This is a genomic window from Alistipes sp. 56_sp_Nov_56_25, assembly GCF_001915285.1.
Classification (GTDB): domain Bacteria; phylum Bacteroidota; class Bacteroidia; order Bacteroidales; family Rikenellaceae; genus Alistipes; species Alistipes shahii.
Window position 1 is genome coordinate 25,299 of record NZ_MNQF01000064.1, and the last position, 13,228, is coordinate 38,526.

The 13,228-nt window shown below is 62.1% G+C and carries 11 protein-coding genes; 5 read left to right on the forward strand and 6 right to left on the reverse strand.

Annotated features, from left to right (window positions below):
- Positions 1–48 precede the first annotated feature (48 nt).
- From BHV64_RS11760 to BHV64_RS11785, 6 genes are all read right to left on the reverse strand, one after another.
- Positions 49–549, reverse strand: a complete 501-nt coding sequence (locus tag BHV64_RS11760; protein WP_015547504.1) for an NUDIX hydrolase — start codon at positions 547–549, stop codon at positions 49–51.
- Positions 536–1,693, reverse strand: a complete 1,158-nt coding sequence (gene araJ / locus BHV64_RS11765) for an MFS transporter AraJ (protein WP_149887597.1) — start codon at positions 1,691–1,693, stop codon at positions 536–538. Before araJ ends, BHV64_RS11760 begins: the two co-directional genes overlap by 14 nt.
- An 89-nt stretch (positions 1,694–1,782) precedes the next feature.
- The gene (locus BHV64_RS11770) at positions 1,783–4,221 is read right to left on the reverse strand and encodes an OstA-like protein (protein ID WP_288116065.1); all 2,439 of its coding nucleotides are present in this window, start codon (positions 4,219–4,221) and stop codon (positions 1,783–1,785) included.
- 3 nt (positions 4,222–4,224) lie between these two features.
- On the reverse strand, positions 4,225–5,631 hold the full coding sequence (locus BHV64_RS11775; protein ID WP_044054503.1) for a peptidylprolyl isomerase: 1,407 nt from the start codon (positions 5,629–5,631) through the stop codon (positions 4,225–4,227).
- Between the two features lie 25 nt (positions 5,632–5,656).
- Positions 5,657–6,541, reverse strand: a complete 885-nt coding sequence (locus tag BHV64_RS11780) for a hypothetical protein (RefSeq protein WP_288116067.1) — start codon at positions 6,539–6,541, stop codon at positions 5,657–5,659.
- Positions 6,542–6,600: 59 nt separating this feature from the next.
- Positions 6,601–7,506, reverse strand: coding sequence for a CPBP family intramembrane glutamic endopeptidase (locus BHV64_RS11785; protein ID WP_217727357.1), 906 nt, complete (start codon positions 7,504–7,506; stop codon positions 6,601–6,603).
- A 114-nt stretch (positions 7,507–7,620) separates the two neighbouring features.
- On the opposite strand from BHV64_RS11785, the gene BHV64_RS11790 reads away from it, so the two are divergent.
- From BHV64_RS11790 to mnmE, 5 genes are read left to right on the forward strand one after another with little or no spacing between them, the layout of a single operon-like run.
- Positions 7,621–8,391: a ParA family protein gene (locus tag BHV64_RS11790; RefSeq protein WP_015547501.1), complete on the forward strand. Its 771-nt coding sequence runs from the start codon at positions 7,621–7,623 to the stop codon at positions 8,389–8,391.
- Between the two features lie 12 nt (positions 8,392–8,403).
- Positions 8,404–9,273: a ParB/RepB/Spo0J family partition protein gene (locus BHV64_RS11795; RefSeq protein ID WP_015547500.1), complete on the forward strand. Its 870-nt coding sequence runs from the start codon at positions 8,404–8,406 to the stop codon at positions 9,271–9,273.
- A 7-nt stretch (positions 9,274–9,280) separates the two neighbouring features.
- Positions 9,281–10,450 (forward strand): DUF5683 domain-containing protein, encoded by a 1,170-nt coding sequence (locus BHV64_RS11800; protein WP_118406112.1) that lies wholly within the window; start codon positions 9,281–9,283, stop codon positions 10,448–10,450.
- Positions 10,451–10,453: 3 nt separating this feature from the next.
- Positions 10,454–11,815 carry a lytic transglycosylase domain-containing protein gene (locus tag BHV64_RS11805; RefSeq protein WP_022062621.1) on the forward strand — a complete coding sequence of 454 codons (1,362 nt, stop codon included), beginning with the start codon at positions 10,454–10,456 and terminating at the stop codon, positions 11,813–11,815.
- Positions 11,815–13,170: a tRNA uridine-5-carboxymethylaminomethyl(34) synthesis GTPase MnmE gene (gene mnmE / locus BHV64_RS11810; RefSeq protein ID WP_149887599.1), complete on the forward strand. Its 1,356-nt coding sequence runs from the start codon at positions 11,815–11,817 to the stop codon at positions 13,168–13,170. The genes BHV64_RS11805 and mnmE overlap by 1 nt, the downstream gene beginning before the upstream one ends.
- Positions 13,171–13,228: the final 58 nt, after the last annotated feature.

Sequence of the window (13,228 nt, forward strand, 5' to 3'; positions counted from 1 at the left end):
GCAGCGGCGGCCGAAAAACCGGAAACGACGCCGGCGCGGACAACGGAATCACCCGAGAATCAATCCGGCTTCGCCTTCGAAGTTGGGTGTGAAAACACCCTGTCCGAGGTTTTCGCGGATTTCGTCCGGGGACCAGAAACGCCCGCCGTCAAGCTCCCCGCTCGGACGGATCTCGCCGTCGTAGACCGTGCGGAAGACATGGACCAGTTCGTATTCGCGTTCCGAGCGGAACGGATAGACCGCAACCGCCCCGGGCACGAAATCCGTGATGCCCAGCTCCTCGCGCACCTCGCGCCGCAGGGCTTCGGCGATCGTCTCGCCGTAGTCCACATGGCCGCCCACGGCCGTGTCCCACCGTCCGGGCTGAATGTCCTTCCAGGCGGGGCGTTTCTGCAAATAGAGTTCGCCGCGCGAATTGAAAACATGGAGGTGCACCACCGGGTGCAGGAGCATCGACCCGCCGTGGCACTCGCCGCGCGTGGCTTTGCCGACGACGTTCCCCGCCGCGTCGACCACGGGAAAGATCTCTTCGCTGTTATCGCTGTTCATGCCGGGGATATTTACGGATGTAGATCATGGCGGCCGTCATCCCCAGCAGCACGAAAGCCGCGCCGGGAAGCGCCGTATATTCATAGCCAAGCCCGTGCCCGATCGGCAGGCCGCCGACGTAGGCCCCCAGGGCGTTGCCCAGGTTGAAAGCCACCTGCACGAGCGCCGCGCCGAGCATCTCGCCGCCGCGCGAATTTTCGAGGATCAGCAGTTGCTGGGGCGACGATACGCAGAAGAGGCAGGCCGTAGTCAGACACATCAGCGCCAGCGAAAGATAGCGGACATGCGCCCCGAAGAAGATGCCGACGAGCGCCAGACAGGCCGTGCCGAGCGTGAAACGCACAACCCGCTCGGGCGTGAACCGGTCGGCATAGTGACCGCCGACGATATTGCCCGCAAACATGCCGAAACCGGCCAGCATGACGATCAGCGTCAGGTCCTCGGAACGGAACCCCGAGGTGTGGACCATCAGCGGGCTGACGTAGCTGTACCAACAGAAGATGCCGCCGTTGCCCAGCATCACCGACGCCAGCACCAGCCACGGAGCGGCGCTTTTCAGAAACCGGAACTGCCCCTTCATCCCCGTATCGGGCAGCGCGGGCAGAGCCGGAACCCACAATTTCACGAGCAGCATGGCCACGGCTCCCCACACGGCGACGATCCCGAACGTGGCGCGCCACGTCACGACGCCGCTGATATAGGTTCCCAGCGGCACGCCGAAGAGGTTGGCGACGGTCATGCCCACGACCATGATCGACACGGCCTCGGCCCGCCGGCCCTTGTCGGCGACGCGCTCGGCGACGATCGACCCCACGCCGAAGAAGGCCCCGTGGGGAAGTCCCGAGACGAAACGCATGGCCAGCAGGGTCCAGTAGTTCGGCGAAAGCGCCGCACAGGCGTTGCCGAGAATGATCAGGCCCGTGAGGGCCAGCAGGATGTGTTTCAGCGGCCGCGTGCGGGCCACCAGCACCGTGAGGGGCGCCCCGAAGCAGACGCCCAGCGCATAGGCGGAGATCAGGTGCCCCGCTTCGGGGATCGAGACGCCGAGGCTGCGGGCGATGTCGGGCAGAATGCCCATCATCACGAACTCCGCCATACCGAGCGCCAACGTCCCGAATGCCAGGGCGATCAGACTTTTCTTCATGGGAAAACAGACATTAACGGCTAACCGGCTGCAAAAATAGCACAAAAAAGGTGAAAAGTTTTTGCGTCTTTTCACCTTTTTCCAATTTTTCAGAGCTTGGGTCCCGATTCCCGAGGCTGGCCCACCTCGAAGCCCAGCGCCCGCATCCACTCCACGGTGGCGGCATCGACCTGATCGTTGCGGTCGGCCCAGCGGCGCTCCTCGATCAGCTGCTTCTTGCGCTCCTCGAGGGCTTTCAGAAGCGGGAAATCCGGATGTGCGAGATGCGACTTCTCCTCGCGCTGCGAGGGCCGGACCCTGCGGTCGAAAACCGCCCCCTGCGTCGGACGCCGCGCGCCCTCCCACTTGAACCCCTTGAGGTAAAGCTCCTGATCGGCGGGAATCTTGTCCATCGGATAGATGTTCCAGTCGGGGTCCTTGCGGTAGACGATCGTCACGACCTGTTTGTCCTCGATATAGAACGAACAGTCGCCGCTCTCGATGACGCCCATGCCCGTGATCTGGGGCGGCTCGCCGTCCTGCATGTAGTAGATCGTCTGGGCATTGCCGTTCACGTCGTTGCGGTAGATCTGATTGTCGCGGAACCACGCCGTCATCTGCTTGCCCGCCACCTGGTTGTAATGGACCGTGTCGAGCTGGGAGACCATCATCGGAGTGCCGATGAACTCGGCGCGCGTGATCTGCTGGTTCTCGGTGAATATGTCCATCACGTCGGAGGTGATCTGGTTGCCCTGGTTCCACAGCACGGGATTGATGTAGAGGTGGATCGTCGAATCGGTGCTGATGGCCGTCATCGAATCGCATACGGCCTGGAAATCGGAACGGAAAATGCGCACATTGCGGAAACCCTTCATCAGGCGGTAAACCGAGTCGGCAGAGTCGGTGAGCGAATCGACCGAGTCGGCCGGAATCCGCATCGCCAGCGAGTCGGCGGCCAGCGAATCGGCCATCTGCAACAGCAGCGAATCCATCTCCCGGTCGTTGCGGGCGATCAGCGAGTCGATCTCGCGCAGGGCCGTGGAATCGACCGGAATCACCTTGCCTTTGCGGGCGGCGCGGGCCTGACGGGCGCGGAGTTTCGACTCGGCCTTGAGTTTGCGCGCAGCGAGACGCCGCTCCTCCCGCTCCTTCTGGGCCAGCAGTTTGGCCGTCGTCTTATCCTGGCGTTTTTTGGCGATCTCCTCCAGTTTTTCCTTCCTGGCCTTGGCCGCAGCGGCTTTTTGGGCCGCCTTCAACTTGGCGGCCTGCTCCTTGAGGTAGGCTTTCCGGGCATCGCCGACCAGCGTGTCGAGCGGATCGACGGCCGGAACGGCCAGCGAATCCGGGACGGAAACGCCCAGCAGCGAATCGGGGACCTCCCGCCGGGCCAGCGAATCCGGCCCTGCGGCGTCTTCCGGCGAACCGGGACCGACGGCCGGAACGCGGGGACTTCCGAGCGAATCCGCCGCAGGACGGCCTTCGGGAAGCTCCCCGGCCGGGTGGTGCGGCGTCCCGAGAAGGGCGGAATCGGTTTTCAGACGCGCCAGCGAATCGGCTTTGGCCGCAGCGGCGGCCCGGCGCAGTGCGTTTTCATTGATCGTGAAGAGGTACATCGAATCGGCGCGCATGAAAAGCGAGTCGCCCTGCGAAAGGTCGTAACTCACCACCGCGGGCCGGCGCGTGAGGAACGCATTTCCCGGCTCCTTCCAGTACTCGCCGTAGTCGCCGAAGGCGATCACCTTGTGTTCGGCGTCGTCCAGCTGCAAATCACGCCGCAGGATCACATGGTCCTCGGCGCGGTAGTAATGGAGGCTGTCGCTCCAGATCTCCTGCTTTTCGGTCAGGATATAGCCGTTGCGCGTCACGATGTAGAGCGTATCGGCCTTGTCGTAGGAACCGCGGTCGGCATAGAGGTAGTCGCCGTCCTTGTTCCAGATGTTGGTGCGGTCGAAGAAAAAGGCGTTGTCGGTAGCCATGTTGTAAACCACCGAATCGCCCTTGAGTTCGTATTCGTCATTGCGCATTTCGACGCGGTCGACGGCGATCAGCTCCTTCGTGTCGGCATAGTAGTAGCCGCGGACCGATTCGAGCAGGTTCTCGCGGTTGAGCATCACCCCGCCGTCGGCGAATTCGCCGATGTTCTTCTTCGTGTTGAACAGGAATTTATAGGTGTAGAGCGTGGCGTCGCCGTCGACGACCTTGACGATGTCGGAGTAGACCCGCGCCTCGTTCAGCTCGCCGTCGTACTCGGCCCGGTCACCGTAAATGTAGGTCGTATTCTTGTTGATGAGCACGTTGCCGAAAAACTCGATGCGCATGTCCGAGTAACGCACGGCCGAGTCGCACGTGATGACGGCGCCGTTGTGCTGTGCGGCGAAGTTCCCCACCAGGAAAACCACCGAATCGCCCGGGGCGATGGGGCCCATCAGGTCCGACTTGAGGTCGATGAGCTTTTTCTCGCCCTCCGGCTCCGGCGCCTGCATGCCGCTGCGCGCCGCGACCACGGCGGCGGCCAGCACCACTACGGCTATGGACAAGAGCCTGCGCACGGCCTATTTCACCCAATGTTTGTTCTCGAACTCCCCGTTGCGGAATTCGGGCGAGATGTAGACGTACATGCCGTCGATCTTCTTCGAAAGCCACTCCTTGAAGACCCGCTCCTGCTTGTCCTGCAAGGCCATCTCTTCGAGCCGCAGGTAGTCCTCGTTGAGCGAAGCCGTATGCGTGGGGATCACCTCAACCAGCTTGACGATCTTGGCCATCTGGTTGCCGAGCATGTCTTCGGTGAGGTAGGCCTCCGAAATCTCGCCGGGTTTGAGCCGGTTCAGGGCGTTGTAGTCATCGAGGCTCTTGAAACGGCCGAAGTCCTCCTTGAGGAATTTCGTGACGGTCAGCTTGGCGTCGAAGGCGTTGAAACGCTCCAGGATGTCGTGGTTCGAGACGATGCCGCCGTTCATCTTCGACTGCGCGTCGTCCGAATAGAGCAGCGCAGCCCTCTCGAAGGTGATCGAATCCTTGCGGATCACCTTCACCAGACTGTCGAGCGTATTGAGCGAACCGCCCAGCTCCTCGGTCGTGTAGACCGGACGCAGCAGGATGTGGCGGAAATGATAGAGCCGGCCGCGCTTGTCCAGAAGCTGGATGATGTGGAAGCCGAACTGCGACTCGACCACCTCGGAAATCTGGCCGGGGCGCATCTTCTCCAGCGCCGCGCCGAATGCGGGGTCGAGCTGTTCGAGCGTCGAGGGGTCCATCTCGCCGCCGCGCATCATCGTGCCGGGGTCCTGCGAATACATGCGGGCGAGGTTTTCGAACTTGGCCTTGCCCGTGATCACGCGTTCGCGCATGTCGATCAGCCGTTCGCGCGTACGCTGCTTGGCGGCGGTCATCGACTTGGGAAACTTGGTGATCTGCGCATAGACATACTGGTCGGCGACGAGCGGCAGGCTGTCCTTCGAGATCGACTTGTAGAAACGCTCCACCTCGCCCGGAATCACCGACACTTTGTCGACCACCTCGGTCTGCATGGAGTTGGCATAGGCCTGCTCCTCGTAACGCTGGCGCATGATCTCGCGGATGTTGAAGATCGGCATGTGGTGCTTGGCTTCGAGCTGGGGGATCGAGCCTTCGGCCTCGACCATCTGCTGCACCTGCTCCTCGACGCGCGCCATGATGTCGGCGTCGTTGACCTTCACCGAGTCGATCTGGGCCTGGTTGTAGAGCAGCTTCTGGGTCATCAGCGCTTCGAGCGCCTCGTTCATCGGGTCGCGGTCGGAAGTGTAACCCTCCTGACGGCGCTGTTCCGTCAGCTGGCGCGCATAGTCGTCCACCTCGGAGTAGAGGATCGACGATCCGCCCACCACGGCCACCACCTTGTCGAGCATCACCTGTCGTTTCTGCGCAAGGGCGCCTGCGAACAACAGGGCGAGCGCCGCGGCCATCATAGCTTTTTTCAACATCTTGGTTTCGTTTATCGTTTTATTTTTATTCGTCTTTCTTCGGGTTCTCGTCGGCGAAAATCTTCACCTCGCCCATCTCCGCGGCCCGGGCGCAAAGCTCCTCCTCGTGCGCGCGGATGATCTCGCCCTTGCGCTGGTTGAACAGGATGCGGCGAATCGTTCCGCACAGCCGTTCGAGCGGAATCGGCTCGCCCTCGCGCAGCACCGCATCAATCTGGAAATAATAGTGCGCATGGCTGTCGCGCATCTCCTGCACGGCAGCAGTCGCCAGCACCGAATCATAGCTCTGCGAACGCAGCGTCGGGAGGTAGCTCAAGAACTCCGGGAAATCAATCCACTGGTCGCGGAAATCGTCCACCGTGAAATCGTTCTTCTCACAGATATCCCTGAAATCCTGCTGCTGCGCCTCCGACCTGGCCCCCATCAGCGTCTTGAGCTTCGCGGCCTGCCGGTACCCCTCGCCGAAACGGACGATGCGCCCCTTGACGATCGTGCGGTCGAGTTTGAAATCGGCCTTGTGAGCGTTGTAATAGGCCGCAATCTCGTCGGCGGTGAACACCGTGTCGATCGAACGGTCGACGTAATGCTGGTCCAGCTGGCGGATCAGCAACGCCTGGCGGTACTCCTCCACCATCTTGTCGATGTCGCCCGCCGAAGAGGAAAAGAGCGTCTCCGCCTCCTGGAGCTTGAGCTGCTTGAGCACCCAGCGGTCGATGTAAACCTTCATAAAGGCCGCGCTGTCGTCGCCCGAAAGCCCCTGCGGGACCACCGACCGCACGTCGCCCAGCCGCAGGTCCTTGCCGCCGGCCCGCGCAATGGTCGTGTCGCCGGCAAAATAACGCGGTAGCTCCCGGCAACCCGCCAGCAGCAGCACACCCGCCGCGACCGCTATTTTCGCTCGCAAATTCATATTCCGAAGGGCAAAGATACGTTTTTTACTTGTAAGTAACGCAGTGCGCAGCCGGATTATTACGCCGCGGACGGATTTTTCTCCGCCTCCTTCATGCGCCGCAGCGCGCGCAGCATCATATAGCCCGACACGGCGGAGAGCGCCAGCGCCGCGATGTAAATCAGCACGTAAAGCGTCCGGCTGCCCACCAGGTCGATCAGCAGCGCATTGCCGTGCCCGGTGGCCAGCGCCAGATAGGCCACGGCGTTGTTCAGCGCATGGAGAATCATCACCGACCACAGCGAATCGGTCGCCAGGTAAACGTAGCCGAGCACCAGGCCGATGACCGTGGCGTTGATCACCTGCACGGGCTGGCCGTGGAGCACGCCGAAGAAGAGCGACGAGACGAGCCATGCGGTCGTCACGCCGAACTTACCGCGCAGCGACCCCAGCACGACGCCGCGGCAGATCAGCTCCTCGAAGATCGGAGCGAAGATCACCAGCGAGAGGATGGTCCAGAATCCGCGGCCCACTTCGAGCGACAGTTCGGGCATCAGCCGCAGCAGCGGTTCGAGCACCACGCCGACGGCGAACATCAGCACGAAGGCCCACAGCAACAGCGCGGGATTCAGCCCCCGGGCCGAGAAACGCGCCCACGGACCGCTACCGCCGCGCGCGCGGCGGTAGCAGAGGATGCCGGCAAGCGTGATCGACATCGAGCAGAAATAGAGCGCCGCCATCACCTTGCCCAGCGCAGCCGGCTCCAGCGATTTGAAATCAAGCCCGTGCCCGGCGAAAAGCAGGAAGACCATCGCTGCGGTCCCCACGACGATCTGCGCCCCGAAGGCGATACCCAGCATGGCGAACAGGTCGCCCACGGTCGGGAATTTCCGGCGGCCCGGACGCAGCTCCGCCGCCGGGACTGCGGCCGGCTGTCCCGAAGCTGCGGACTCCGCCGCGGAAGCCGGCGATTTTTTTTCTTCCATAGTATCGTATAGCTATCAATTCATTCCGACCGTAAAGATAAGCATTTTTCCGCTACGGTTATGGATTTCCATTTAATTTCACTAAATTTGCCTGCTTATAAACCGAATTCAAACATGGCAAAGGTAATCGCATTGGCCAATCAGAAAGGCGGCGTGGGCAAGACCACGACAGCTATCAATTTAGCGGCTTCGCTGGCCCTGCTGGGCAAGAAAGTCCTGTTGCTGGACGCCGATCCGCAGGCGAACGCCACCTCGGGGCTGGGCTTCGACATCAACCTCGAAGGCATCTACGAGTGCATCGCCGGACAGAAACAGGCCGACGAAGTGCTTCTCCAAAGTCCCGACGTGAAAAACCTCTGGGTGCTGCCCTCGTCGATCGACCTGGTGGCCGCCGACACCGAACTGCCGAAGATGGAAAACGCCCACCACGTGATGAAACGCATCGTCGACTCGGTGCGCGGAAAGTTCGACTACATCTTCATCGACTGCTCGCCGTCGCTGGGCTACACCACGGTCAACATCCTCACGGCCGCCGACACGGTGCTGATCCCCGTGCAGTGCGAATACCTCGCCCTGGAAGGGCTTTCCAAACTGCTCAACACCATCCGCAAGGTCAAGGGCGGACTGAACCCCGGCCTCGACATCGAGGGCTTCCTGCTGACGATGTACATGCGCAACCGCCTGAACAACCAGGTGGTGAGCGAGGTCCGCGAGCACTTCGGCCCCCTGGCCTACGACACAATAATCCAGCGCAATATCCGTTTGGGAGAAGCGCCCTCGCACGGAAAACCCGTGATGCTCTACGACGCCGGGGCCGTCGGCTCGGAAAACTACCTGGCCCTGGCCCGGGAATTCCTGAAACGCAACCGCAAACGCAGCAAATAAACGAATACCGATATGAAACAGAAGGGATTAGGACGCGGACTCGACGCCATTTTCGGCAGCGATCCCGTGGATGCCAAGCTCAAACCGATGAGTCAGATGGCAGAAATCGAAATCGCCGACATCATACCCAACCCCACGCAGCCGCGCACGCAGTTCGACGAGGAGGCTCTGGACGAACTGGCCGACTCGATCCGCCAGCTGGGCGTCATCCAGCCCGTGACGGTGAAAAAGGGCGACGGAGGCAAATACGTCATCATCAGCGGCGAACGCCGCTGGCGGGCCGCGCAGCGGGCCGACCTGAAGACCCTCCCGGCCTATATCCGCGAGGTGGACGACGAGAACCTGCACGCCATGGCCCTCGTGGAGAACATCCAGCGGCAGGACCTCAACGCCATCGAAATCGCGCTGGGCATGCAGCGCCTGATCGACGAGTGCAACCTCACGCAGGACGCCCTGTCGGAGAAGGTGGGCAAGAAGCGTTCGTCGGTGTCGAACTACCTGCGCCTGCTGAAACTCCCCGACGAGGTGCAGCTCGCCCTCAAGGAGGGGCTGATCTCGATGGGACACGCCAAAGCCATCGCCGGGGCGCCCGCCGACCAGCAGCTGCGCGTGCTGAAAAGGTGCATCAAGAAAGGCCTCTCGGTCCGCCAGGTCGAGGAGCTGGTCCGCTCTCTCTCCGAAGCCCCGGGCAAAGAGGCACAGAATGTGGAGGACGAAGAGTATCCCGAAAGCTACCTGAAACTGGTCGAGCAGCTCGAAAAGTTCTTTTCGCAGGAAATTTCGATCAAACGCGCGAAAAACGGCGGCGGCAAAATCGTCATCGGCTTCACGGACGACAGGGACATCGAACAGTTCATCGAACGTTTTGCTAAACGCTCCTAATTAATATATGGTGACAATCCGGTTCAGACTCCTGCTCCTGGTCGCAGCCCTTTCGCTGGGACTGCCCGCCGGGGCGCAACTCCACCGCGGCGCACGCACGGTCGTCCGCGGCGGACTGCTCGAAAAACCGGATTCGCTCAAGGGCCGGCGCGATTCGCTGCGCCTGGCGGGCCTCGTACGGCAGATCGACTCGATCGCCGCCGCCGAATACGCCGCCGACTCGGCGGCCGTCGCGGACCTGCGCTCCGACGACCTGCATTACCTCGACTCGCTGGCCCTGGCGCGCTTCGACGCCGCACAGCGGGGCGTGGACACCACGACCAAACGCAAGGTCTACAAAAAAGGCTGGTTTATGAGCGACTCGATGTCGCTCTCGAAGGTGTGCTGGATTTCGACCGTGGTCCCCGGCTACGGACAGATTTACAACAAACAGTACTGGAAACTGCCGATCCTCTACGGACTGGTGGGAACCGGACTGGGACTGTACATCCACGAAAACAAGACCTACAAGCCGCTCAAGCGCCAGTTCGAGTCCTATACCGACGTGAACCTCTCGCGCACGCCCGAGCTGGACGCCCTCCAGTCCAAGATGATCCGCAGCAACACGCGGCGTCAGGTTTACCTGGGGATCACGATCGCCTCGTACATCTACTTCATCGGCGACGCGGCCGTGAGCTACTCGACCAACGACGTGTCGAGCGTCAAGAAGGCCACCACGCTGGCCTGCATCTTCCCCGGAGCGGGACAGATCTACAACAAAAGCTACTGGAAAGTGCCTTTCGTCATCGGCGGATTCGCCTCGATGATCTACTGCATCGACTGGAACAACCGCGGCTACCAACGTTTCAAAAAGGCCTACAATCTGTTGAGCGACTACGACCGCAATCCCGACAAATACCCCGACGGGCCGACCGACGAGTTCCACGGACGCTATTCGGCCTCGTTCATCCGCAACCTGCGCAACAACTACCGGCGCAACCGCGACCTCTGCATCATCCTCTCGGGTGCGCTGTACGTCCTGCAGATCGTCGATGCGCATGTCGACGCCCACCTCAAGGACTACGACATTTCGGACGACCTCTCGATGAACCTCGAACCGCTGGTCGACTACACCTACGTCCCCACCCTCGGGGGCAACCGCCCGGTGTTCGGCTTCAATTTGAGCCTAAAATTTTAGACGATGAAGAAACTCCTTACCATAGCGCTGCTCCTGGCCGTCGCCGCTTCGGCGTCGGCCCTCGACCGCAGCCCCCGCAAGAAGAAACGCGACAAGAAAGCCAAAACCGAAACCGTCGTCCCGGCGCCCGTTCCCGAGGCCGAACCGGTTCCCGTCCCCGAGCCGGAACCCGCCCCGGCCGAAGAACCCGTCGTCAACGACATGACGCTGGGATTCTCCCCCGAACAGACCGACTCGCTGCTGGCCGCATGGCGCGAACGCCAGCGGCAGGACGCGTTCAGCGAATTTTTCAAACAGTACATCCTGGAGGACTCCACCGAGGTGGCCGACAGCACGCCCGACTCGGTCTACTCCCGGCGGCTGCTCGACCTCGCGTCGCCGATCCAGTTCCCCTACAACAGCATCGTAAAGGGCTACATCAACCGCTACACCAACTCGCGCTACGGCACGATCAGCCGCATCCTCGGCATGTCGCAGTACTACTTCCCGATCATCGAGGAAGAGCTGCTCCGCGAAGGCCTTCCCGTCGAGCTGCGCGCGCTGCCGATCATCGAATCGGCGCTCTCCCCCACGGCGGTGTCGCCGATGGGCGCCGTCGGGCTGTGGCAGTTCATGCCCACGACCGGCAAGAGCTACGGACTCGAAATCAACTCGCTGGTCGACGAACGCCGCGACCCCTACCGCGCCACGCAGGCCGCCTGCCGCTACCTGAAAGACCTCTTCGCCATTTATAACGACTGGTCGCTGGCCATCGCCGCCTACAACTGCGGCCCGGGCAACGTCAACAAAGCGATCGCCCGCTCGGGAGGCAAGAACTTCTGGGAGATTTACGACTACCTGCCCCGCGAGACGCGCGGCTACGTGCCGGCCTTCATCGGCGCGTCGTACGCCTACGCCTACCACCGCCAGCACGGCATCGAGCCGACCGAAGCCCCGATTCCCCTTTCGGTGGACACCGTCCGGATCAACAAACTGATGCACCTGGGGCAGATCTCCTCGACGATCGACCTGCCGATCGAGACCCTGCGCCAGCTCAATCCGCAGTACAAACTCGACATCATCCCGGCCACGACCAAGCCCTACACGCTGGTCCTGCCGCAGCGGTATGTCATGCAATACATCGCTCACGAGCCTGAAATCCAAGCCAAAGACTCGATGTACCTCAAGGAGTACATCAACCCGGCCAACATCGACAAGAAACGCCAGGAGCGCAGCGGATCGGTCTACGTGGTCAAAAAGGGCGACACGCTGGGGGCCATCGCCCGCCGTTACCGCGTGACCACGGCGCAGATCATGCGCTGGAACAAGCTCAAGAGCGCCCACAAACTCCGCATCGGACAACGGCTCCGCATCGAAGGCAGGTAATGAACACCGATCACGATACCATCGTCGCCCCTGCAACCGCCGCCGGAGGGGCTATCGCCGTCATCCGCATCAGCGGCGGAGAAGCCTTCGCCGTCTGCGACCGGATATTCCGGGGCCGGCGGCCGCTCGCCGAGGCAGACGGCTACACGGTGCATTACGGTACGATAGCCGAGGGCGACCGCGTGATCGACGACGTGCTGGCGGCCGTTTTCCGCGCCCCGCACTCCTACACGGGCGAAAACTCGGTCGAAATCTCGTGCCACGGCTCCTCCTACATCGTCTCGGAAATCCTCCGGCTGCTGACCGCCGCGGGCGGACGCATGGCCCAGCCGGGCGAATTCACCATCCGCGCCTACCTGGCCGGGAAACTCGACCTCTCGCAGGCCGAGGCCGTGGCCGACATGATCGCCTCGTCGTCACGCGCCGCGCACGCGCTGGCCTCGACGCAGATGCGCGGCGGATACTCCGAAGAGCTCGAATCGCTGCGCGAAAAACTGCTGAACCTCACCTCGCTGCTGGAACTGGAACTCGACTTCTCGGAGGAGGATGTGGAGTTCGCCGACCGTACGGCGCTGCGCGCGACGATGCAGCGCATCGCTGCGGAGATCGACCGCCTGCGCAGTTCGTTCGCACTGGGCAACGCCATCCGGGAGGGCGTCGCCGTGGCCATCGCCGGAGCGCCGAACGTCGGCAAATCGACGCTGCTCAACCGACTTCTGAACGAGGAGCGGGCCATGGTCTCGGAGATCGCCGGAACCACGCGCGACGTGATCGAGGAGTGCGCCAACATCGGCGGCGTGCTTTTCCGGTTCCTCGACACGGCCGGCATCCGCCCGACCGACGACCGGCTCGAACAAATGGGCATCCAGCGCACGATGTCGAGCATCGAACGGGCGCGGATCGTCATTCATATGGTCGACGCCTCGACGCTCACGGGTCCGGTTCCCGCCCCGGATTTTCCGCTCCGTCCCGGGCAGAAACTCCTGACCGTCGTCAACAAGACCGACAAGGCTCCGGCCGCATGGCGGCTTCCCGAAGGCGTTGTCGGCATTTCTGCCAAACACGGCGAGGGTATCGACGCCCTGTGCGACGCCCTGCGGGAGTCCGTCGACACCGAAGCGCTCTACCACGGTGATCCGGTCGTCTCGAACAGCCGCCATTACGAAGCGCTTTCGGCGGCCCGCGAAGCACTCGGCCAAGCCCTCGACGGTCTCGCCCACGGCCTTCCGACCGATCTTCTGAGCGAAGAAATCCGCCAGGTCATCACCCACCTCGGCGCCATCACGGGCCGCGGCGCCATCGCCCCCGACGAAATCCTGCAAAACATCTTTTCGAAATTCTGCATCGGAAAGTAACTTAACGAAGCAAAATCCGGAAAATCGAAGAATAAAAAACACTGTCAATAAGTAATTT